At 39.7% G+C, this 23,071-nt stretch carries 23 protein-coding genes and 9 tRNA genes; 30 read left to right on the plus strand and 2 right to left on the minus strand.

From position 1 onward, the window contains the following. The first annotated feature begins 1 nt into the window (after window position 1). The 16 genes from ACDF53_RS05490 (at window position 2) to ACDF53_RS05565 (ending at window position 9,432) form a co-directional block, all read left to right on the plus strand. Complete coding sequence (locus tag ACDF53_RS05490; protein ID WP_105089698.1) at window positions 2–874, plus strand: 2-oxoacid:ferredoxin oxidoreductase subunit beta; 873 nt, start codon at window positions 2–4, stop codon at window positions 872–874. 340 nt (window positions 875–1,214) lie between these two features. Beyond that, complete coding sequence (locus ACDF53_RS05495; protein ID WP_370815679.1) at window positions 1,215–3,065, plus strand: MAG1210 family protein; 1,851 nt, start codon at window positions 1,215–1,217, stop codon at window positions 3,063–3,065. Next, complete coding sequence (locus ACDF53_RS05500; protein WP_370815680.1) at window positions 3,058–3,777, plus strand: LemA family protein; 720 nt, start codon at window positions 3,058–3,060, stop codon at window positions 3,775–3,777. Before ACDF53_RS05495 ends, ACDF53_RS05500 begins: the two co-directional genes overlap by 8 nt. A gap of 72 nt (window positions 3,778–3,849) precedes the next feature. Then, window positions 3,850–5,196 (plus strand): MATE family efflux transporter, encoded by a 1,347-nt coding sequence (locus ACDF53_RS05505; RefSeq protein ID WP_370815681.1) that lies wholly within the window; start codon window positions 3,850–3,852, stop codon window positions 5,194–5,196. A 101-nt stretch (window positions 5,197–5,297) separates the two neighbouring features. Next, window positions 5,298–6,185 (plus strand): prephenate dehydrogenase/arogenate dehydrogenase family protein, encoded by an 888-nt coding sequence (locus tag ACDF53_RS05510; protein ID WP_105089695.1) that lies wholly within the window; start codon window positions 5,298–5,300, stop codon window positions 6,183–6,185. A gap of 190 nt (window positions 6,186–6,375) precedes the next feature. Then, window positions 6,376–7,413 carry a nicotinate-nucleotide--dimethylbenzimidazole phosphoribosyltransferase gene (locus ACDF53_RS05515; protein WP_105094176.1) on the plus strand — a complete coding sequence of 346 codons (1,038 nt, stop codon included), beginning with the start codon at window positions 6,376–6,378 and terminating at the stop codon, window positions 7,411–7,413. After that, window positions 7,410–8,513 carry a nicotinate-nucleotide--dimethylbenzimidazole phosphoribosyltransferase gene (locus ACDF53_RS05520; RefSeq protein ID WP_325192562.1) on the plus strand — a complete coding sequence of 368 codons (1,104 nt, stop codon included), beginning with the start codon at window positions 7,410–7,412 and terminating at the stop codon, window positions 8,511–8,513. The genes ACDF53_RS05515 and ACDF53_RS05520 overlap by 4 nt, the downstream gene beginning before the upstream one ends. Before the next feature lie 198 nt (window positions 8,514–8,711). Continuing rightward, window positions 8,712–8,786 (plus strand) — tRNA-Gly (locus ACDF53_RS05525). A gap of 5 nt (window positions 8,787–8,791) precedes the next feature. Then, window positions 8,792–8,867 (plus strand) — tRNA-Asn (locus ACDF53_RS05530). A 5-nt stretch (window positions 8,868–8,872) separates the two neighbouring features. Beyond that, window positions 8,873–8,948, plus strand: a tRNA-Lys gene (locus ACDF53_RS05535). Between the two features lie 4 nt (window positions 8,949–8,952). Then, window positions 8,953–9,027 (plus strand) — tRNA-Glu (locus ACDF53_RS05540). 5 nt (window positions 9,028–9,032) lie between these two features. After that, a tRNA-Val gene (locus tag ACDF53_RS05545) sits at window positions 9,033–9,108 on the plus strand. Between the two features lie 3 nt (window positions 9,109–9,111). Next, window positions 9,112–9,186: transfer RNA gene (locus ACDF53_RS05550), tRNA-Gly, on the plus strand. A gap of 7 nt (window positions 9,187–9,193) precedes the next feature. Further along, window positions 9,194–9,269 (plus strand) — tRNA-Asn (locus ACDF53_RS05555). A gap of 9 nt (window positions 9,270–9,278) precedes the next feature. Then, window positions 9,279–9,353: transfer RNA gene (locus tag ACDF53_RS05560), tRNA-Glu, on the plus strand. Between the two features lie 3 nt (window positions 9,354–9,356). After that, window positions 9,357–9,432, plus strand: a tRNA-Val gene (locus ACDF53_RS05565). A 122-nt stretch (window positions 9,433–9,554) separates the two neighbouring features. On the opposite strand, the gene ACDF53_RS05570 is transcribed toward ACDF53_RS05565, so the two are convergent. Further along, the gene (locus ACDF53_RS05570) at window positions 9,555–9,878 is read right to left on the minus strand and encodes a YnfA family protein (RefSeq protein ID WP_105089692.1); all 324 of its coding nucleotides are present in this window, start codon (window positions 9,876–9,878) and stop codon (window positions 9,555–9,557) included. Between the two features lie 110 nt (window positions 9,879–9,988). Continuing rightward, window positions 9,989–10,888: a LysR family transcriptional regulator gene (locus ACDF53_RS05575; RefSeq protein WP_105094174.1), complete on the minus strand. Its 900-nt coding sequence runs from the start codon at window positions 10,886–10,888 to the stop codon at window positions 9,989–9,991. Between the two features lie 297 nt (window positions 10,889–11,185). Here ACDF53_RS05575 and rpsD point away from each other — a divergent pair, with 297 nt between their 5' ends. From rpsD to ilvN, 14 genes are all read left to right on the plus strand, one after another. Continuing rightward, window positions 11,186–11,773 carry a 30S ribosomal protein S4 gene (gene rpsD, locus ACDF53_RS05580; RefSeq protein WP_295287217.1) on the plus strand — a complete coding sequence of 196 codons (588 nt, stop codon included), beginning with the start codon at window positions 11,186–11,188 and terminating at the stop codon, window positions 11,771–11,773. A gap of 214 nt (window positions 11,774–11,987) precedes the next feature. Beyond that, the gene (gene rplM / locus ACDF53_RS05585; protein WP_005381375.1) at window positions 11,988–12,428 is read left to right on the plus strand and encodes a 50S ribosomal protein L13; all 441 of its coding nucleotides are present in this window, start codon (window positions 11,988–11,990) and stop codon (window positions 12,426–12,428) included. Window positions 12,429–12,448: 20 nt separating this feature from the next. Further along, on the plus strand, window positions 12,449–12,841 hold the full coding sequence (gene rpsI / locus ACDF53_RS05590) for a 30S ribosomal protein S9 (RefSeq protein WP_005377846.1): 393 nt from the start codon (window positions 12,449–12,451) through the stop codon (window positions 12,839–12,841). Between the two features lie 185 nt (window positions 12,842–13,026). Next, entirely contained in the window at window positions 13,027–13,818 is a 792-nt protein-coding gene (locus tag ACDF53_RS05595) for an enoyl-CoA hydratase (RefSeq protein ID WP_296008561.1), read from the plus strand. Window positions 13,819–13,988: 170 nt separating this feature from the next. After that, window positions 13,989–14,744: a 6-phosphogluconolactonase gene (gene pgl, locus ACDF53_RS05600; RefSeq protein ID WP_060923795.1), complete on the plus strand. Its 756-nt coding sequence runs from the start codon at window positions 13,989–13,991 to the stop codon at window positions 14,742–14,744. Between the two features lie 36 nt (window positions 14,745–14,780). Next, window positions 14,781–15,023 (plus strand): twin-arginine translocase TatA/TatE family subunit, encoded by a 243-nt coding sequence (locus ACDF53_RS05605; RefSeq protein WP_004695192.1) that lies wholly within the window; start codon window positions 14,781–14,783, stop codon window positions 15,021–15,023. 14 nt (window positions 15,024–15,037) lie between these two features. Continuing rightward, entirely contained in the window at window positions 15,038–15,346 is a 309-nt protein-coding gene (locus ACDF53_RS05610; protein WP_370815683.1) for a heavy-metal-associated domain-containing protein, read from the plus strand. Between the two features lie 66 nt (window positions 15,347–15,412). Further along, window positions 15,413–15,856 carry a cupin domain-containing protein gene (locus ACDF53_RS05615; protein ID WP_370815684.1) on the plus strand — a complete coding sequence of 148 codons (444 nt, stop codon included), beginning with the start codon at window positions 15,413–15,415 and terminating at the stop codon, window positions 15,854–15,856. An 87-nt stretch (window positions 15,857–15,943) separates the two neighbouring features. Continuing rightward, window positions 15,944–17,347, plus strand: a complete 1,404-nt coding sequence (locus ACDF53_RS05620) for a DASS family sodium-coupled anion symporter (protein WP_370815685.1) — start codon at window positions 15,944–15,946, stop codon at window positions 17,345–17,347. A 240-nt stretch (window positions 17,348–17,587) separates the two neighbouring features. Continuing rightward, window positions 17,588–17,719, plus strand: a complete 132-nt coding sequence (locus ACDF53_RS05625) for a hypothetical protein (RefSeq protein WP_267471744.1) — start codon at window positions 17,588–17,590, stop codon at window positions 17,717–17,719. A gap of 192 nt (window positions 17,720–17,911) precedes the next feature. Continuing rightward, entirely contained in the window at window positions 17,912–19,582 is a 1,671-nt protein-coding gene (ilvD, locus tag ACDF53_RS05630) for a dihydroxy-acid dehydratase (RefSeq protein ID WP_370815686.1), read from the plus strand. Window positions 19,583–19,624: 42 nt separating this feature from the next. Further along, window positions 19,625–20,848 (plus strand): threonine ammonia-lyase, encoded by a 1,224-nt coding sequence (ilvA, locus tag ACDF53_RS05635; protein WP_370815687.1) that lies wholly within the window; start codon window positions 19,625–19,627, stop codon window positions 20,846–20,848. 18 nt (window positions 20,849–20,866) lie between these two features. Next, window positions 20,867–22,576, plus strand: coding sequence for a biosynthetic-type acetolactate synthase large subunit (gene ilvB, locus ACDF53_RS05640; RefSeq protein WP_370815688.1), 1,710 nt, complete (start codon window positions 20,867–20,869; stop codon window positions 22,574–22,576). After that, window positions 22,576–23,064 (plus strand): acetolactate synthase small subunit, encoded by a 489-nt coding sequence (gene ilvN, locus ACDF53_RS05645; protein WP_316596506.1) that lies wholly within the window; start codon window positions 22,576–22,578, stop codon window positions 23,062–23,064. Before ilvB ends, ilvN begins: the two co-directional genes overlap by 1 nt. The last annotated feature ends 7 nt before the right edge of the window (window positions 23,065–23,071 follow it).

The raw sequence follows: 23,071 nt of genomic DNA on the forward strand, positions 1-23,071 counted from the left end.
TATGACAACAGCTAAAGATTACAGAAACGATATTCGTCCAAACTGGTGTCCTGGCTGTGGCCATTATGGGGTTCAAGCAGCAATTACTGATGCTGTAGCAGCAAGAAATATTCCACCAGAAAAATTAGCAGTAATTTCCGGTATCGGTTGCTCTAGCCGTATCGGTGGTTATTTCTACGCATATGGTGCACATACAACTCATGGTCGTGCGCTTCCTTACGCACAAGGCGTTAAACTTGCTAACCAAGACTTAGAAGTTATCGCTTGCTCCGGTGATGGTGATGCATTCGCTATTGGTATGGGTCACACTATCCATGCTTTCAAACGTAATGTAAACATGACATACATCGTTATGGATAACCATGTATATGGTTTGACTAAAGGTCAAGCATCCCCTCGTTCCGACATCGGTTTTGTTACAAAAACAACTCCTCGTGGGGCATTCGAATCTCCATTGTCCGTTTGTGAAACTGCAATTGCTGCAGGTGCTACATTCGTAGCCCAAGGTTACATGATTAACCGTGCAGAACTTGTTGATTTGATTCAACAAGCAATGGATCACGAAGGTTTCTCCTTCATTAACGTATTCAGCCCATGTGTTACTTATAATAAACACAACAGCTATGACTGGTTCAAAGAACACCTAGTTGCATTGCCAGAAGGTTATGACCCAACAGATCGTGCAACAGCACTTAAAACTTTGGGTGAAACAGATGGTTTGGTTACAGGTCTTATTTATCAAGATACTACTAAACCTTCCTTCGAAAAAGCTATGGCTGCAGCAAATGGTGGTCCACATCCTCGCCCATTGACTGAAGATGTTGTAAAACCAGATCAAGCGCTATTTGATAGCCTTTGCAATCAATTTAAATAATCTTATTTAAAGCGAGTCATTTATGATCTGTACCCCTCTTTACTGGATGTCCAGTAAAGAGGGGTTTTTACATTATTAATCGTATGATTACTTTAGCGTGTCATGAATAGTATGGTTATTTTATAGTGATATAAGTAATATGGTTACTTTATTGTGTTATGAATAGTATTCTTACTTTACGGAGTTTTTCTTAATTGATATACTAATTTATAATTTAGGATATTTATAATTAAGTAAAAAATTGAAACATATAAGTATATGAGGCTGTTATTTCAGAATATGAGGCATAATGGAAACGTATAGATGTATTACTTACTATACGATTCATTAAGGAGAGGGAATGAGTAACGTGTCGAATGAATATAATGAAGCATTGCTAGAGCCACTTAAGTATTACCGGGAAGAGTTAAAGGATGCCTTCCAGCAAGTCACCGAGGAGTACTTTCAAGATTTAGTCAATCAATCCAAGGTAGATATCGATACTAATAAAGTATTGATAGATAAATACACCTCTGTATCAGAGAATCGAGATCAATCGAATACATCATATAAACGATTTGGCATTATTAAAAAGGTTGATATTGTTATCGGTATAGGGGCCATTATTTATGGTATCTATCAGTTTTCACAAAATCATGTAGATATTGTATCTATCATTATTTGTATTGCGGTTCTAGTTCTATGTGTAGGTTTATATCTGTACTGGATTAAGCCCAATAGTAAGAGCCTTGAGGAAAAGCTTAAGGACTTAGATGCGACCTTAGCTCAAATGCGCCAAGAAGGTTATGAGATGATGGCGCCTTTGAATAATCTCTTTCATAGTGAAATGACTATGGAACTCATAAAAAAGGCGATTCCTTTTATTCATATGGATTCTAATTTTAATATTGAACGATATGAACAGCTCGTTAAAGACTATGGATTCTTAGAAAAGGGCGATGTGAACCATTCCACATTAGATATTGCATCTGGCGAAATTTTAGGAAATCCCTTTGTGTTTCTTAAGCGCATAATCCACTGGATGGACGACTATACCTATGAAGGAACATTAGATGTTACCTATACAGAGGAGTATGTAGATTCTAATGGGAATTTGAAGACTAGAGATGTTAACGAAACACTACGTGCAGTCATACGACAACCTGGTCCGTATTATGCCAATAGAGTATCCTTAGTGTATGGCAATCATGCGGCACCTAACTTAACATTTCATAGAAAACCACCGGAAAAAGGATTCTTTAATTTTGGTGGTGCCAAGAGTCGATTAGCGAAAGGCATTGCTAGTCTTAGAAAGAAAGGGCAAGACTCATTGGAGGATGGAGGTAATTTCCAAGCCTTAGCGAATGAAGAGTTTGATGCTCAATTTAATGCATTAGATCGAAATAATGAAGTTGAGTTCCGAGTATTGTTTACGCCATTAGCACAAAGCAACTACAAGGATATTTTTGAAAACTCACCGTATGGCGATGATTTTGTATTTAACAAAGAATGTAAAATTAATGAGATTAAAGCTGACAACTCTCAAAACTGGGATTTTGATACTTCGCCATCTCAATATTATGATTTTTCATTCGAAAAGATTAAAGAGAAGTTCATTAATTACAACTGTAGTTACTTTGATCACATGTATTTCTCATTCCTGCCAATTTTAGCAATTCCTGTGTATCAACAAATGGCGTCTAATGATTATATTTATGGTAAGTCGTATAATTTTAAATATAATGATTACATTACAGAAATGCTAGCCAATAAAATGGGGCTTAACTTATTTGTTCCTCCTAATGCGGCTCAGCGGAATAATATAAAAACAATCCTTAAGACGAGCCACCATAAAAATGAAGGTGACTCAGAAGTGATTAAGGTAGATGCCTATTCGTATAGAACGATTGAACACATAGATGAAGTACCTGTGCGAGCGGGTAATGGTAGAACCTATTATGTACCAGTTCGCTGGGATGAGTATGTGCCGGTTACAAAACAAGAATTTATAGAGGTTTCAGAAATCAAATCTACAGGAGATGATTTCAATCATATTAAAGGCTTAGATCATTATCAAAAATCTGAAGATAATAGGGATAGATCCTTTGCATATGATCACTTTATGGCAGGTAAACTATATCGACAAAATCAGTCTCTAGGCGATTTATTAAATACTATTTATGAACAATGTGGAGGTACTAAAAATGGCTAATCAACTCGACGAAATGAATCCGGAAATTATGTCTGAAGGCAGAGATGTAAATGTTATTGCGAAGGTAATCCCTGTAGAAACTAGTGGTTTTGAAAAAATGTTACCTACTATTCTTATGGCTATCGGTGTTATTGGTATCGTTTTAGGCATAGTTATTGACAAGTATCTGGTATCCATTATTGGTGCAATCGTGCTAATTTATCCATGGTGGAGATTAAAACAAATTAGCTCAGAGTTTAATATGATGGAACAAAGAATCCAAAATGCTGCTTCTGAAATCGACAATTATATGGAGCAACGTGTGGTGATTCTTTCCAATGCGGCTAAATTAGTGGAAAAATCTATTGAAGTAGATAAAGATATTCTTGTAGATATTGCTAAGTATAGAAGTGGTAATTTCTCTGAAGAGTCTAGAAGTGATGTGAACTCTCAACTTAACAAGGCTACAAGAGCTCTTAATGTGGCTATAGAAAATTATCCAGAATTACAAAGCCAAGATACAATTCGCGATGCAATGCAACAAAACTCTTATTTGCAAAAAGAAATTACTGCAGCTAGAACGTTGTACAATGATGCGGTAAATACTTGGAATAGAGAAATCTTTGAATTCCCATTTAAAAAGATTGTAGCTGCTAAAGAAGGTAGAACTACAAGAATTCCATTTATTGCTGATCAAGAAACTAAAGAAAAGGCTAAAGGCGTTTTCTTTTAAGGGCTAAGTAATGGGGCGTTAGTGTATAAAGGGCATACTATAAAATCTGACATTAGTATATAAGGGGATACTATGAAGTCTTATGAAAAAGGGATTAGCTTGTCTATCTGGACATTGAGCTGGCCTATATTTATCGAAGTATTCCTACAGCTGTTAGTAGGTAATATAGACCAAATAATGATGAGCCATTACTCTCCTCAAGCGGTAGCAGCTGTGGCTAATGCCAATCAAATTTTAAATATCTTTATTATGCTCATCATTGTTATGAGTACAGCTACGACGATTTTGATTGCCCAGTATTTAGGGGCTAAGAATCAGTCTAAGCTATCTGAGGTGTGTACGGTCAGTTTGGTGTTGAACTTTTTGTTTTCATCTGTTGCGGCCGTATTCTTTATCACCTGTCATGAATGGATTTTTACATGGCTAGGTATACCTCCCGAAACGATGAGTGATACGTCGATATATACGACCATTGTGGCCGCAGGATTACCGATTCAGGCTATGTATTATGCGCTGGTTGCCGTATTTAGAGGCCATTCATTAACGCGTGTTACTATGTATATCGCGTTAGTTATGAATGTTATCCATATCACAACTAACTATGTATTAATATTTGGTCATGGTCCCATACCAAGCCTTGGTGTACTAGGGGTATCAATTTCTACCTGGTTATCTAAGGTGGTAGGCCTCGTAATTATTGGCTATACCTTTAAGAAGTTGCTTACTTTAGAGGTGAGCTTCAAATTTTTAAAACCATTCCCGTGGCATACGGTTAAGTCTTTACTGAATATCAGTGTTCCCTCTGGTGGTGAAACATTAAGCTATCAGCTATCTCAGACAACGATTATGAAAATGGTCAACATCCTAGGGCTAGCTGTTATTAATACAAAGGTGTATGTATCAGTTATTGCCATGCTTTGCTATGTATATACCATAGCATTAGCAAATGCATCTCAAGTTATTGTGGGTTACCTGATGGGGGCTAAACGACAAGCTGAGGTGACAAATCGCGTATGGCATTCTATGTTGTTAGCCATTGCCATTAGTGTAGGACTGGCTACGTTCTTTTATATTACCAGTGATATTGTACTATCCATATTTACTACGGATCCAGAAATCCTATCGTTAGCACATAATGTATTACTGATTGAGATTTTTCTTGAGTTAGGTCGTGCCGTTAATATTGTTATGGTTGGCTGCTTACAAGCAGCAGGGGATATTAGAACACCGATGCTCGTAGGCATTTTTGGCATGTGGTTATGTGCTGTACCATTGTCCTATCTATTTGGAATTTACTGGGAATGGGGGCTCGTAGGCATTTGGATTGCCATGGCGGTAGATGAAATTTTACGAGGTTTATTATTTGTATATCGCTGGTATAGTGGGAAGTGGAAAAATAGACGCCTCATAGAGGCATAGTCTTATATTTACACGATTTCAATATACTTTTAGTAGTTTGTAGATATAGTTAGCCTTACATTAGAGAGTGTAAGGCTAATTATTTGTGAAAGTAGGTTTATATGAGTAAGACAGTAGGCATTATTGGCTTAGGTCTATTAGGTGGTTCGTTGGCGAAGGCTTTAAAGGCCTATACCGATTATGAGGTGGTAGGGTATGCTCGTCGCCAAGAGGTTTGTGATGCGGCCATTCAGGATGGGGTGGTAAAAGCTGCTTGGACTGAGGTAGAACCATTGATTGAAAATTCAGATATCGTTGTATTTTCATTGCCTCCAGATACAAATGCAAGACTATTTACAGAAATGGCACATCTTTTTAGACCAGGACAAGTGGTGACTGATGTATCTAGTGCAAAGGAAAACTTTGTACGAGCTGTATATGATTCTATTCCGAAAGGGACAATTTTTGTGTCTGTTCATCCTATGGCTGGCTCTGAAAAGGGTGGCTACGAAGTATCTCATAAAAACCTATTTAAAGGTATGGGTTGGATTGTACTAGAGGATAAGGCCTCTGATGTATATAATGAAGAGGTTGCTCAAGAACTAGCTGAAATGGGACGCGCTGTAGGATCACGTATTGAATTCGTCGATATCTATGCTCACGATGCGTATTTAGCTATGGTGAGTCATATGCCACATTTATTGGCATCCATTTTAACTCAAGTTTCCGGTGGTGATGAATTAGGCGAGTTGCGCATGAAATTATCTGCAGGAGGCTTTAGAGATTGTACACGTGTTGCCGGTGGTTTGCCATCTATGTGGCGTGAAATCATTTATGGTAATAGACACAATGTAATTGAAGGTCTTTCACAAATCGAATCCGAAATCAAACGGGTAAAAGAGATACTTTCACAAGAAGATGAAGGTCAAGCTTTAGAATCCTATCTTGAACGAGGAAGAGAAATCCGCGGTAAATTACCATATTTAACCGGTCAAATAAAGAATAGCTAATGATAAATAATTATTAGCTAAGGCTATACATTGATTAGCACTCATAGAATACTGACAATGAATAATTAACATTCATTTGAACTTGATGTATATTTATGTAGCTGAAGCAACGCGGTTTATGCAGTATAATGTGTATACTAGGGTTCGTAAAGAATATACATTTAACATATTATTTAGTTAAGGAGATACCATGAGTTTGTTACAAGAAACTTGTGACGCTATTAGAGGTCGCAGTCATGAAATTGAACAACATATAATCGATAATTGGAATGCAGGGTCACCTGTAGAACAATATGGGCGACTTGTAAACGTGGTGGCTCAATATGGTGCGGCTACAAATCAGGAACATTTAACGGTTCCAAAGCCTTGTATGATTATTGCCTCTGCCGATCATGGCGTGGCCGATATGGGCGTAAGTGCGTATCCAAAGGAAACAACTGTAGGGATGACACAAAACTACTTAATTCCTAAAGGGGCGGGTGCCAATTCCTTAGCTAATTACTGTGGTGCTCAAATGGAAGTCATCGATATGGGCATTGATGCAGATATGAGCTGGGTACCAGGACTCCGTAGTCATAAACTTGGTATGGGCACAAAAAACTTTGTTGAAGAACCGGCCATGACACGTGAACAAGCCATTGAAGGCATTGAAACAGGTATCCGCCTTGTAAAAGAGAAAATCGACGAAGGCTTTAATGTTTTCTTAGTAGGGGAAATGGGCATTTCCAATACTACTGCTAGTGCTCTTATGACAGCCAAGTTTGCAGGACTCACTGCAGAGGAAGCTACAGGGCGAGGCACTAATATTTCTGATGAGCGTCTAAAATTAAAGCAACGCATTGTGCATGATGTATTAGAAAAATATAAAAATATTCCGAAAGATGATGCAATCGGAATTTTATCCTCTGTGGGCGGCTTTGAATTTACATGTATCGTAGGTGTTATTCTAGGTGCTGCAGCGAATAATGCACTTGTTATTATTGATGGTTTTAATACATCTGCTTGTGCATTGGTTGCTAAAACATTAGTTCCACAGACGATGGATTATGTAATGGCATCTCATTTATCTGCTGAAAAAGCGGCTAAATCTTCTTTAGAAAATTTAGGCCTTGAAGCCTATGTTGATTTAGGTCTTTGTCTCGGTGAGGCCTCTGGTGGGTCCATTCAAATGGGGATGCTAGATCTTGCCGTTCATATGTATTTGGCTGTTACAGGAGGTAAGGCATGAGAACTTTTACAATTGAACCATTACATGCGCCATCCATGGAAGCATGCCGATTACGTATCGATAATTTAACAAAACCTATTTATAGCCTTGCAACATTAGAGTTAATAGCTGAGCGTTTTGCAGGCATTCTGGCAGATCCTCAACCAAATCATTTGCGATATGGTGTACTTGTGGTGGCGGCGGATCACTTGGTAGATGGTCCTCAAAATAGTCAGCATGGCAGTGAAAGCAACGCAGCTATTAAGCGTTTCAATGATGGTAGAACGGCTACGCAAGGTGCGGCAAATAAGTTACAAGCAGCTGTACATGTAGTAAATATAGGCCTTGAACAAGATACGACAGATTTGACGAATATTGACCAAAAGGTTATCCGTAAGGGGTCCCACTTCTTTGGTGTAGAACCTGTTATTTCTCGTGATGAGTTAGAAGCGTCTATTGAACTAGGCTTTTCCTATGCTGATAAACTGCACAACGAAGGATTACAAGTCGTTGCTCTTGGTAACATAGGGGAGAGGGCATTCCTCGATTCCCTTGTAACGACTGCAACTATTACAGGTTGTGCTTATGACGATATTCTAGTCCATACTGAATGTGGACCTACCATTGAGCAACGAGCTGCTCATATTCATTCCTTTGTAGATCGTTTCAACATTGATGTTGATGATTGGTCTGCTTTGAGTGAAAGCGAGCGTCGTGATGCGGTATTGCATTTGCTTCATGTCGCAGGTGGTTTAGATATTGCATTCTTAACTGGTTTTATCTTAGGTGCTGCTAGTCATCGTATGGCGGTAGTATTTGATAATGCCGTAACAGGTGCAGCTGTATTGGCTGCCGTTACTATTGATCCATTAGTTAAGGACTATATATTCCCATCCGCCGCATATGAGGAGCCAATCCATAAGGAGCAATGTCGATTCTTAGGTGTAAAACCATGTTTGCACTATAACTTACAAATTGATGAAGCATTGGGCTCCACAATGGGACTATCCACTATCGATGCATCCATGCATATGTTAAATGATATGAAAACCTTCGTGGAAGCTGAGGTTAAAGCAGCTGAAGATGGAGCCGGTAAAGGTAGACAAAAGAACAAAGATTAATCTATATAAAAGAGGGAGTATTAAATCCCTCTTTTTATATGTTTTATGCTCAATTATGCAAAATTAACTGAGAATTTCATGGAAAAACCATTGACACTATATGTGTAAATTGATATTATTATAGGGCAGTCAGGACAGACATAAATTGTTCTTGACGACAGATTGATGATTATGTTATATTAATTATCGGTTCTGTATGCGGGAATAGCTCAGCGGTAGAGCACCGCCTTGCCAAGGCGGGGGTCGCGAGTTCGAATCTCGTTTCCCGCTCCATACATTCCTCGATAGCTCAGTTGGTAGAGCAATCGGCTGTTAACCGATCGGTCGTAGGTTCGAGTCCTACTCGAGGAGCCATTTATGACTCACTAGCTCAGTTGGCAGAGCACCTGACTTTTAATCAGGGTGTCCCGCGTTCGAGTCGCGGGTGAGTCACCATTCTGGCCCGTTGGTCAAGCGGTTAAGACACCGCCCTTTCACGGCGGTATCCCGGGTTCGATTCCCGGACGGGTCACCACATATGGACGATTAGCTCAGCTGGGAGAGCGCCTGCCTTACAAGCAGGATGTCGGCAGTTCGATCCTGTCATCGTCCACCACATGCGGGAATAGCTCAGCGGTAGAGCACCGCCTTGCCAAGGCGGGGGTCGCGAGTTCGAATCTCGTTTCCCGCTCCATTAATGTTCCTCGATAGCTCAGTTGGTAGAGCAATCGGCTGTTAACCGATCGGTCGTAGGTTCGAGTCCTACTCGAGGAGCCAATTTCATATGGCCCGTTGGTCAAGCGGTTAAGACACCGCCCTTTCACGGCGGTATCCCGGGTTCGATTCCCGGACGGGTCACCACATGGACGATTAGCTCAGCTGGGAGAGCGCCTGCCTTACAAGCAGGATGTCGGCAGTTCGATCCTGTCATCGTCCACCAACGTAAGCGGTTATCTTCGGATGACCGCTTTTTTGTTATAGAAATAAAAAGTAAGAGTACAACTGTAGTAGTTGTACTCTTTGCACTTTATGTACTTTATGTAGCAGTTGGATTTTTAGTATTTAACGCGGCGCGTACATGATGATATAGACACCTACAAGACATACGAGACCGCCGATGATATCATATGTGTCTGGTCGTAAACCATCGATGAGCCAACCCCATAGGATGGAGAGGGCGATAAATACGCCACCATAGGCTGCGTAAACTTTGCCGAAGCTGGCTTCTGGTTGGAAGGTAGGGATGATGCCGTATAAAAATAGGATGATGGCACCGGCCAGTAAATAGACAGGACTTTTGTCGTCACGCATATACAGCCATACTAAATAACCGCCACCAATTTCAGCTAAACCAGCTAATATAAAGAAGAAAATAGATAATAGCATAATAACCTCACAATATTAATTGAAATCTATTCTCTATTTTACAACTTGTTGCGGTAGAGGGCAATAAAAAAAGCCTGTACACGTATTTGTGTACAGGCTTTGAGTCGTTCTTATAAACGTGCTGGTGATTCGCTTTGTACATAGTCCATAAAGGTATGCATTGTTTCAGATTTAGAGTTATTTTTCTTGAATGCGAAGCACACTTGTAGTTTAAATGGTTTTTCTAAAGGTATGAAGCCATCATTGATATTTAAAGAATTTAAGATTTGGCGTGCTACGATGCAGCCAGATTTATTTTTTTTGCAGTAGTCGATCATTGTATATGGGTTGGATAAACGGCTGCCTCTAATATGTAGATTTTGTTGGCCGTTACCCACATAGTTTTTCAATGTGCGATACATAAAGTACTTAGGTGGATACATAAGCAACGGTTGTTGCTGAATTGCTTTCAAACTAGCAACTTCCATACCATCGATAATGTTTGGAGCATAGTATACGAATTCGTCCTCCCGAAGGGCCGTAGATTCATAGGCTGACATATCTTTGTTGTTTGGTAAGTAGAGGAGAGCGATGTCAATACGATTTTCGCGTAAGTCGAGCATCAATTCTTCTTCTTCCATGTCGTAAATGCTAACTGAAAACTCAGGATGGTTTTGGAAGAAGTGAGATACATAGCCATTGAGGCGGATATCACCTAAACTACGTAATACACCAATATTTAATATTGGACGCTCTACCTTGCTGGCTAAACGAATCGATTGGATAGCGCGTTCCAATGTGTCAAGAACTTGCTCTGCTTCTGGTAGGAATAACTCGCCTTCAGGCGTCAAACGGCTACCTCTTGTAGAGCGGGATATTAATTTCACACCAACTAGACGCTCTAATTTTTTCATTTGAGCGCTGAAAGCTGATTGTGTAATATTCATAGATTGTGCAGCTAATGTAAAGCTTCCTGTTTTATTATAGGTAATAAAACTTTGTAGCTCTTGCATTGTAGGTAACTCTTTCATAGTATTCCCCCAATATTGACATAAAACTCCAATGATACCTATTACCTTTCTTACTCATATTGTAGCATACTATAATTGTTTTTTCATCTAAATCTATAAAATATGATGAATCATGCACAATCGATATAGTGGGCAATATTATCGTAAAAAATCGTGATAAATAAATGCGATTATGCACTTATTTCAATGACTTTCACAATTATCAATAATTGACATAAGTAAATGAAAATGATATTATACATGGGTACCATTCTGTGTAGGTACAGGTTTATATTAATCTTATGAGGTGATAATCACATGGCAACGAGAAGAGAGGCTCGATTCAAACTTTGTCGTCGCTTTGGTGTGAACGTATTCGGTCACGCAAAAGCCTTGAATCGCGTCAAAAAAGACCAACGTCAGAAAAAAATGTCTGAGTATGGCACACAATTATTAGAAAAACAAAAAGTTAAAGCTTACTACAACTTGCTAGAACGCCAGTTCGTACGCTATTATGATAAAGCGAAAAAAATGCAAGGTGTTACAGGTCAAAACATGTTGATCCTTTTGGAACAACGTCTTGATAACCTTGTATATCGCATCGGCTTCGGTAACTCCATTCGTCAAGCTCGTCAAATGGTAAACCATGGCCACATCTTGGTAAATGGTCGTCGTGTTGACATTCCATCCTACTCCTGCAAACCAGGTGATGTTATTGAACTTCGTGAAGCTTCCCGCGACAACGAAATGTTCAAAACTAATTTCCAAGAACTTCGTTCTTTCGAACTTCCTTACATTGAAAAAGACTTGGAAGGCTTCAAAGGCACTTTCACTCGTCTTCCTCAACGTGAAGAACTTCCTATCGAAGTTAACGAAACACTTATCGTCGAATTGTACTCCAAATAATTTGGCGCTTATGGGAAAACCACTCAGAATTGGGTGGTTTTTTCTTTATGACATATCACTGTTAATGGGCTATAACAGTGTAAAAAACAATTGACATAGAACACCAAAATCTGTATACTATTTTGAGTAAGCTTTAGTCGTGTTTCCATTAGCCCCGGAAGCGAGGACTAGCTGATTTTGGTAGAATTATGACGTTATTAGGAGGATATGCAGCATGAAAACTACATTTATGGCCAATCCGAACACAATCGAACGGAAATGGTATGTTGTTGACGCTGAAGGTAAAACTTTAGGACGCCTTGCTGCCGAAGTTGCAAAAGTTCTTCGGGGCAAAAATAAACCAACTTTCACACCACACGTAGACACTGGTGACCATGTGATCGTTGTAAACGCAGAAAAAATTCGCGTAACTGGTAAAAAATTGGAACAAAAGGAATACTTCCGTCACTCTGGTTACCCAGGTGGTTCCCGTTTCACTAAATTGTCCATGATGCTTGAAAAACAACCTGAACGTGTTGTTGAAATGGCAGTTCGTGGTATGCTTCCAAAAAATAAATTGGGTGCACAACAATACCGTAAATTAAACGTATACGCTGGTCCTGAGCATCCACATGCAGCTCAAAAACCAGAAGTATTAGAAATTTCCGTACGATAATCTAGAGGGAGGAACATATAATGGCAGTAGCACAATATTACGGCACTGGTCGTAGAAAATCTTCCGTTGCTAGAGTTCGTCTGGTACCGGGCACAGGTAAAATCACTGTTAACAAACGTGAACTTAATGAATATTTCGGTCGCCAAACTTTGGAATTGATCGTAAAACAACCTTTGAACTTGACTAATACAGTTGAACAATACGATGTAATCGCAACTGTAGCTGGTGGCGGTCCTTCCGGTCAAGCTGGTGCAATTCGTCACGGTATCTCCCGTGCGTTATTGGACGTAGATGGCGAACTTCGTCAATCTTTGAAAAAAGCTGGCTTCTTGACTCGTGACCCACGTATGAAAGAACGTAAAAAATACGGTCTTAAAAAAGCCCGCAAAGCAAGCCAATTCTCCAAACGTTAATATTTGGAAAACAGGTTATTACACCTGCAGACAATGTCTGCAGGTGTTTTTTTTACTATGATTAATATAATATTGTCGCTAGAGTGGAAATTTATTTTTACGTTTACATCTATATTTAATTCCCCTATAATAGAGATATATCATCGAATTTTTTCGAATATAGATTTTCATATAGGAGAACTCATATGATTTATAATACAATTCAATACGTAGTAGATAATGGTATCGGTACGTTGACATTTAATCGTCCTGCAGTGGCGAACGGTTTTAACATCGAAATGTGTAAGGAGATTCTTGAGGTCTTAGATAAAGCTCACAACGATGAAAGTGTGCGTGCATTGCTAATCAATGCAGAGGGTAAAGTATTCTCTGCTGGCGGTGACTTAACAGAAATGGAACGGGCTGTAAATGATGGCGATACAGAATCCTTGTTTGAAATTGTTGAGCTCGTAGCTCAAATTTCTATGGCTATGAAACGCTTACCTAAACCTGTTATTATGAGCCTTCAAGGTGCTGCAGCAGGTGCGGCATTTAATATGGCGTTAGCAGCGGACTTTGTGGTAGCAGCTAACAATGTACGATTCATTCAAGCGTTCGTGAACGTAGGTCTTGCTCCTGATGCAGGCGGGTTGTTCTTGTTGACTCGCGCTATTGGTATGAACCGTGCTATGCATATCGTTATGACTGGCGAAGCTGTATCTGCTGAAAAAGGCAAAGAATGGGGCTTTGTATATAAAGTTTGCGAACCTGAGGACTTAGAAACTGCTACAAGACGTCTTGTTGAAAAATTAGCTAAAGGTCCTGCCCAATCTTACCGCGTTATGAAAGAAATGATGTGGAATAGCTTCTTATCTGGCTGGGAAGAGTACAAGAAGTTTGAAGTAGAAAATCAATGCTCCTTAGGTCTTTCTGAAGACTTTAAGGAAGGTGTACGAGCTTTCACAGAACGTCGTCGCCCTAAATTTGGTCAAAAATAATAATTATTCTCTTGTAATTCTTTGAAATATCATGTATTTTATAAGCAGTTACTAATATAATTCGAACCGATGTGGCTCTATATATTGAGTTACATCGGTTTTTGCTTTCATAAAAAAGCAAAAGTGTATATAATAGTACTATTATAATAGTTTTAGGAGGTCATTATTACATGGCTCAAGATACAATTAAATGTTATGACGGTCCTAGTGATGTAGTCCAAGCATTGGCGGAGGATTTTATTGATTTTACTAATGATGAAATTAGCCGTACTGAAACGTGCATCGTTGGTATTACTGGGGGTACTGTTATAAATGGTTTGTTAGAATTACTTAACTCTCCTGAATATATTGAGCGCCTTAATTGGGAACGGATATTCTTCTTGTGGACTGATGAGCGTTTCTTACCACAAGCGCATGAGGATAATTACTTCAATCGCGTAAAACCTCATTTGCTATGCAAGGCAAAGGGAGCTGCTCATTTCTTGCCAATTAATACGGATTCTAAAACCGTACATGAAGCGGCTGAAGAATATGAAAAAGAGGTTCGCAATGTCCTAAAGGCATGTAAAAAATCTGGTCTTGATTTAGCGTTGCTTGATCTAGGCGAGGATGGTCATACGGCAGGATTATTTGCAGGCTCTCACGCACTGCGCGTAGCTGATCAAGATGTAGTGGCCGTTGAAGATGGCAAGGTATGGGAACGCATTTCTATGACATTTTCTTTCCTAGCAAAATCTGATGCTGTCTGGTTTACTGTGACTGGTGAAAGCAAGCGAACTGCATTGACAAAGGTTTTATACCAACGCGAAGATTACGAGGATTTAACGTGGGAAAAACGCATTGGCCGTACATTGCCTGGTGCTGTGCTTTCACAAGAAGCTGTGACCTGGTATGTGGACAAGGCAGCCTATAATGATGTACACTAAAAGATGTAAGTTTTAGTAAATATAAAGGAGATACATATGGGATCTATAGGAACACCTGAATTAATAGTTATATTAGTGATCGCTTTAGTTATCTTCGGACCTGGTAAGTTGCCTGAAGTAGGTAAAGCTATTGGTAAGGGCATCAATGAATTTAAAGATGCTATTTCCGGCCCTAAAAAAGCTGTTGATGAAACGAAAGAAGCCGTTAAAAAGGCGACTACTATCGACGTAACAGCAGGGGCTAAAAACGACGATAAACATAAAGAAGCTAATGATTAATAGGAGGTATCACTATGTGTAAAGATTGTGGTTGCGGTGAAGATAATGGCGTTGTAACAAAGGTATTTACTGTACCTGGTATGATGTGCAATAACTGTAAAGAAACTGTTGAAGGTGCATCCCTTGGTTTACCTGGTGTTTTGAGCGCAGAGGTAAATTTGCCAGAGAAAACAGCGACTGTTTCTTTTGATCCAGAAAAAGCATCTGTTGAAGTTATTACAAAAGCTGTTGAACGTACAGGCTTTGAAGTAGAAAGCGTTGCAGATGGTGTACAAGAACATAGTCATGGTTTACTAGGAACATTGAAACGTTTCTTCAAATAATCGAACCCATAGGGCTGTATTGAAACACTGTTTCGATGCAGCCTTTTTTCATAAAGAGGTAATAAAATGTTACGCAAGTTTGATGCTAAAAATTTCAAGTGGGATGGCGTCGATACCTTGGTATATAAACAAGATGGTAGCCCTTTTAAAGATGTAACACGTCAAGTTTTATACGATGGGGCCTTTGATATTCCATGCCAATTCCGCTATTTTGAATGCTTGCCAGGTGGGTATTCTACGCTTGAATATCATGAACATACACATATGGTTATGATATTCCGTGGGAAGGGTCAAGTCTTATTAGGCGATGAGATCCATGATGTAGAAGCTGGTGATTTTATTGAGATTCCAGGTAAAACGATACATCAATTCCGGGCTAATAAAGGAGATTATATCGGATTTCTTTGTTTGGTTAACCAAGATCGGGACAAGGTGAAATTATTAACTCCTGAAGAGATGGATACATTGCGCTCTAATCCAAAGATTAAAGAATTTTTGGAAAGTTGCTAATTTATATGGCGGTTATGTGTAATGACCGCCATATAGTTTTATAATCAACAGTAACTGTTGATATGTGTAGTTTGATAGGGAGGTTCTATGAATACCTTTACACGCGCCGCACTGACGGTACTGGTAGGACTTGTGATTTGGTTCTTGCCTCACACAGAGGCGATTAAGCCTGAAGGCTGGCATTTATTAGCTATCTTCACGGCTACAATTGTAGGTTTTATTTTACGACCTTGGCCAACAGGTATTATGGCACTCTTTGGTATTGTTGCGGCAGTAGCAACAAATTCTATTACCATGGTGCAAGCATTAGGTGGTTACGCTGAGGCTAATGTATGGCTTATCGTGGCTGCCGTATTCTTTTCTAGAGGCATTATTAATTCTGGTCTCGGTAAGCGCATCGCGTATACTCTGATTCGTTCATTTGGGACTAGTTCTTTAAAGTTAGCTTATGCATTGGCTTGTACAGATCTTATTATTTCTCCTGCCACGCCATCTAATACGGCGCGTGGGGGCGGTATTATTTTCCCAATCGTACAAAACATTTCCTTAGCGTTTGACTCTGAACCGAATGGTAGTACAGCACGTCGCATAGGGGCGTACTTGATGACTACGGCTCATACGATAAACACAATAACCGTAACAATCTTCTTAACTGCGTGTAGTGGTAACTTATTGATTACATCATTAGGGGCCAAATTATTTGGCTATGATATTTCTTGGTGGGAATGGTTCCAAGCAGGTGTCATCCCTGGTGTACTTTGCATGATTTTGATGCCTTGGTTTATTTATAAAATCTATCCACCTGAAATTAAAGAAACTCCGCAAGCAGCTGAAATGGCTCAAAAGGAGTTAGATGCGCTTGGGCCGATTACGAAGGCTGAAATTTCTGTGGCTATCATCTTTATACTTTGTATCTTACTTTGGGCTACAGCGATTTGGACGAAGTTACATCCTACAGTAGTTGCTATGATGGGCGTTCTTGCTTGTGTAGTTACAGGCTCCCTTACCTGGGAAGATATTCTCGGTGAACGCACTGGTTGGGATATCCTTATCTGGATGGGTACACTTGTAGGTATGGCTGGTTTACTTGGTAAATTAGGTGTTGTAGCTGTATTTGCAGATTTTGTAAGTCAACATCTTGTAGGTATTGATTGGTTCTGGGCATCCTTTATTATCTCTGCAACCTTTGTATACTCTCAATATTTCTTTGCCAGTGGTACAGCGCGTATTACAGCGTTGTTCTCCGCTTTTGCAGCAATCTTGGTGGCAATGGGTGCACCAATTCCGTTTACCATCTTGCTCTTTGGTTTGATGAACAGCCCTGGCTGTACATTAACGCATTACAGCTCTGGTGTAACACCAATCTTCTTCGGTGCAGGCTATGTACCACAAGGAACATGGTGGCGTGTAGGCCTTGCTATTTCTGTGGTTAGCTTCTTAATTCACTTCTGGGGTGGTACCCTCGGTATGTGGCTATTCGGTATTCTATAATGCCTATAAATCCCTCACTACGGTGAGGGATTTTTCATTTAATCTGAGGACTATATAGGTTTGTTATCTATTTATTTTGTATGATTGCTATATAGGTGTTGTATCCATTAGTGTTTGCTATAGTTTTTATATATGGTAAACTTTAAAAATTTATATAATAAATCTATAGAATATTTATTGCACGACATTATATAAAGTGTTATTATTATTTTATGATTACAGATTACTTTAGGAGGAAACATGTTGGGTTTAGTCATTAGCTTGTTGATTATCGCGCTCGTCGTGATTATTAAAGACATTCGAATTATGAACAACAACTTAACACGTTTTTGTCTTAAAGGTTCCACGAATGGTTTAATATACAATCAATAAGATTTGACTATACGGTTTGTTTCTTATGTGTATTTATTCCAAGGGATACATAGGTCGTTTATGTACATAGGAATTCTGTAAACAAAAGGAATATCATTTGTAAACTTTTAAGACGATTCATAAGAATCGTCTTTTTTTATTAAGTTGAAAAGTATCCAAGTGGATGCTTTCAAGAAAAGTGAGGAGATTAACATGAGTTGTAGAAGTGACAATTTAAAAACAGGCGTAGCACGTGCACCACACAGATCTTTGCTAAAAGCTCTTGGTTTTGTTGATGAAGAAATGGGCAGACCAGTCATTGGTATTGCGAACTCTTTCAACGAAATTATCCCTGGTCACGTGGGCTTGAAAAATATTGTACAAGCCGTAAAAGACGGCATTCGCAACGCAGGTGGTGTGCCAATCGAGTTCAATACAATTGGTATTTGCGACGGTTTGGCTATGAACCACATCGGTATGAAATACTCCTTGGTAACACGTAATATCATTGCTGACTCCATCGAAGCAACAGCTATGGCAACACCGTTTGATGCTATGGTATTCATTCCAAACTGCGATAAAGTAGTACCTGGTATGTTGATTGCTGCAGCTCGTCTTAACATTCCATCTGTATTCGTATCTGGTGGCGCTATGCTTGCTGGCGTACATAATGGCAAAAAAATTGGTTTGTCTGACGTATTCGAAGCAGTAGGTAAACATCAAACTGGTGAAATGGGTGATGCTGAGTTAGCTGAAATCGAAAACACTGCATGCCCTACATGTGGTTCTTGCTCTGGTATGTACACAGCTAATACAATGAACTGCTTAACTGAAGCTCTTGGTATGGGCCTTCCTGGCAATGGTACAATCCCTGCTGTATATTCTGAACGTTTACGTCTTGCTAAATTGGCAGGTATGCAAGCTGTAGAGGTATTGAAAGCAAATCTTCGCCCTAAAGACATCATGACTCGTGAAGCCTTTGAAAATGCAGTAGCTCTAGATATGGCGTTGGGTGGCTCTTCTAATACAGCACTTCATTTGCCAGCTATCGCTCACGAAGCAGGTGTTCCATTGTCTTTAGATGACTTTGATCGTATTGCACAAAATACACCTCAATTGTCTAAACTTTCTCCATCTGGTAAATACTTCATTGAAGACTTGTATGCTGCAGGTGGTGTATCTGCGGTATTGAAACGCTTAGCAGAAAATGGTCGTTTGCATACAGATTGCAAAACTGTAGCTCTTAAAACACAAGGTGAAATTGCAGAGGCTGCTCATGTTGTGGATGAAGATGTTATCCATCCATGGAATAATCCAGTTCATGAAACAGGCGGTATCGCAGTCCTAAAAGGTAACCTTGCAGTAGACGGTTCCGTTGTAAAAGCAGGTGCCGTAGATGAAGATATGCTCGTTCACTCTGGTCCAGCAAAGGTATTCAACAGCGAAGAAGAAGCTGTTGAAGCTATTACAGGCGGTAAAATCGTTAAAGGCGATGTTGTCGTTATCCGTTATGAAGGTCCTAAAGGTGGCCCTGGCATGCGTGAAATGTTGACACCAACATCTATGATCGCAGGTATGGGTCTTGATAAAGATGTAGCATTGTTGACTGACGGTCGTTTCTCTGGTGCTACACGTGGTGCATCTATTGGTCACGTATCTCCAGAAGCAGCTGCTGGTGGTACAATCGCGGTTGTTGAAGATGGCGATATCATCAACATCGATATTCCAAACGGCAAATTGGAATTGGCTGTTTCTGATGAAGAAATCGCTCGTCGTAAAGCAGCATTGAAACCATTCAAATCCAATGTAACTGGATACCTTAAAAAATACGCTCTTCACGTATCCTCTGCAGCACAAGGTGCTATTGAAGTGTTGGAAGACTAATATTAGACTTTAATTTAATACTATCTAGAGGAGATGGTGACCATGCATAAGTTGTATGATTTTATGGAGGCTCGCGAGAGACTTAGCACAATCACTGTGAAAACAAAATTGCTTCACAGCGATGTGTTCTCCGATGAATCTGGCAATGATGTATATATCAAGCCAGAAAACTTACAAATAACAGGTTCCTTTAAGGTTCGTGGTGCGTATAATAAAATCGCAAAATTAACAGAAGAAGAAAAGGCGCGCGGCGTTATCGCCGCGTCTGCCGGCAACCATGCACAAGGTGTGGCTCTTGCGGCAAAACGCCTAGGCATTAAAGCGACAATCGTTATGCCAAAACATACGCCTCTTATCAAGGTGAATGCGACGAAACAATATGGTGCTGAAGTCGTATTATCTGGTGAGATTTATGATGAAGCTTACCAAAAAGCGATGGAGCTCCAACAAGAACACGGTTATGTGTTCGTTCATCCTTTCGATGATGAAGATGTAATTGAAGGGCAAGGTACAATTGCGTTAGAGGTTCTTGAAGAATTGCCTGATGCAGATGTATTGTTAGTTCCTGTAGGTGGCGGCGGCATTGTTTCTGGTATCGCAGCTGCTGCCAAATTAAAAAATCCTAGCATCAAGATTATTGGTGTAGAACCGGAAGGTGCTGCTAGTGCCATCGCTGCATTAAAAGCTGATCATCCTGTACCACTCAATGAAGTGGCTACCATTGCAGATGGTACTGCTGTGCGTCAAATCGGCGAAACTACATTAGAATATATCAAAAAATACGTAGATGAAATTGTTACTGTTTCAGACTATGAATTGATGGAAGCATTCTTATTGCTTGTAGAAAAACATAAGCTAGTTGCAGAAAACTCTGGTATTTTACCACTAGCAGGTCTAAAAAAATTAGACTGCAAAGACAAAAAAGTGGTAGCTATTGTCAGTGGTGGTAATATCGACGTACTTACTATTTCCTCTATGATCAATAAAGGTCTCGTATTGCGTGGCCGTATCTTTACGTTCTCCGTTAACCTTCCTGATAAACCAGGTCAATTGGTTGCGGTATCTCAAATGCTTGCCGATGCGGATGCAAACGTTATTAAACTTGATCACAATCAGTTTAAAAACCTTGACCGCTTCCACGAAGTGGAATTGCAAGTTACTGTAGAAACAAATGGTGAAGAACACATCCAACACATTATTGATACTTTCAAAAATAATGGTTACATTATTAAACGATTAAATTCCAGCGAGATTTTATCTGAATAGCTGGTTGAAAGGGTTCCTATGAGCGCAGAAACAATCAATGGGGCACGCATTGTCCTTGAAACATTGCATCGCCTTGGTGTAACTGACATGTTTGGTTATCCAGGTGGCGCGGTAATTCCAATTTACGATGAAATTTATAGCTTCCCTGAAATTAAACATTATTTTGTTCGTCATGAACAAGGTGCAGCACATGCAGCAGATGGTTATGCACGCGTATCCGGTAAAGTTGGTGTATGTCTTGCTACCTCTGGTCCTGGTGCAACAAACCTTGTAACAGGTATTATGACTGCGTATATGGATTCAGTACCTATGGTAGCCATTACTGGTCAGGTTGGTCGTGCATTTATTGGCAAAGACTCCTTCCAAGAAGCGGATATTCAAGGTATTACAATGCCAATTACAAAACATAACTACCTAGTTCAAGATATTCGCGACTTACCTCGCATCATTAAAGAAGCATATTTTATTGCTGGTACAGGCCGTCCTGGTCCTGTTCTCATTGATATTCCAAAGGATATTCAAACAGAAAAAATATCCATGGCGGAATACAATAAATTATATGAAGTTCCGATTCACCTTGAAGGATATGATCCAACCTATAAAGGTCACCAAGGGCAAATTAAAAAAGCGGCTACTCTCATTAAAAATGCAAAGCGCCCTCTTATTATTGCCGGTGCTGGTGTATTGAAATCTGGTGCTATGGATGAGTTAAAGGAATTGGCAGAAAAAGCTCAAATCCCTGTAACAAATACCTTAGTTGGCCTTGGTGGCTTCCCAGGTAATCATGAGTTAGCTCTTGGTATGGTAGGGATGCATGGCTCTGTAGCGGCTAATAATAGTACGGAAGAAGCTGACCTTGTTATTGCTGCAGGTATTCGTTTCCACGACCGCATTACAGGCCATCCTGATTTCTTCTGTAAAAAAGCTAAAATCATTCATATCGATATCGATCCAGCAGAAATTGATAAGAACGTCACTATTAACGTACCAATCGTAGGTGATTTAAAGCGCGTCTTAACCGAACTGAATACACTGGTGGAACCTACAACTCATGAACCGTGGATTGCTCAAATTCGCGAATGGCAAGCGGAATACCCTATGGTAATTCCTGAATCTAAAGATGGCGTATTACATCCACAATACGTCTTGTCTGAACTTAATAGGATTGCCAAAGAAGATGCAGTTATCGTAACTGACGTAGGTCAACATCAAATGTGGGCGGCTCAATTCTTAACTCATAAAAAACCACATACCATTGTTACATCTGGTGGTGCAGGTACAATGGGCTATGGTTTACCAGCTGCAATTGGGGCTCAAGTGGGGGCACCTCATAAACAAGTTATCCTTGTTGTTGGTGATGGTGGATTCCAAATGACCTTCGAAGAGCTCATGATGGTTCGCCAATATAATTTACCAATTAAGATTGTTATCATTAATAATGGTTACCTTGGCATGGTTCGTCAATGGCAACAAATCTTTAATAACCGCCGTTATTCCTATGTAGATTTGGAAACGAGTCCAGACTTCTTGAAATTGGCAGATGCCTTTGATTTGAAAGCTGCTCGTATCGATAATGTAGAGGATTTCAATAAAGAATTTAAATCTTTCATTACATCTGATGAAAGTATCATCTTGGATTGCCGTGTAGCAAGAGAAGATAATGTATTGCCGATGATTCCAGCTGGCGGTACCGTAAGTGGGATGATGGGCAAGAAAGGGGTGCTATAATGGCGAGAGAACATCAAGTCTTAGTGATTGCAAAAAATACAGCAGGCATTGGTGCACGTATATTGGCACTCTTTAACCGTCGTGGCTTTAATGTTACAAAAATGACATCTGGTATTACCAATACACCAGGCTATGCACGCATTACCCTCACCGTTGAGGCCGATGATCGCATCCTAGATCAAATTCAAAAACAAATTTACAAGCTCATTGATGTTGTAAAGGTTAAAGTTTTTGAAGATCATGATGTAGTATGTCGTGAATTGATGCTCATTAAGGTAAAAGCAACGGCTACAACACGGTCACAAATAGTACAAATTGCCGACGTATATCGTGGCAATGTGCTCGATATTTCTCCTACTTCTATGATTATTGAAGTAATTGGTAGCGTAGAAAAATTACGCGGTTTCATTCAAATTATGGAAACTTATGGTGTCCTTGAAATTGCCAAAACTGGCATTACAGCAATGAGCCGTGGAGAAAAGATTTAGGAGATGG

The organism is Veillonella sp. (genome assembly GCF_041333735.1).
Lineage (GTDB): Bacteria > Bacillota > Negativicutes > Veillonellales > Veillonellaceae > Veillonella.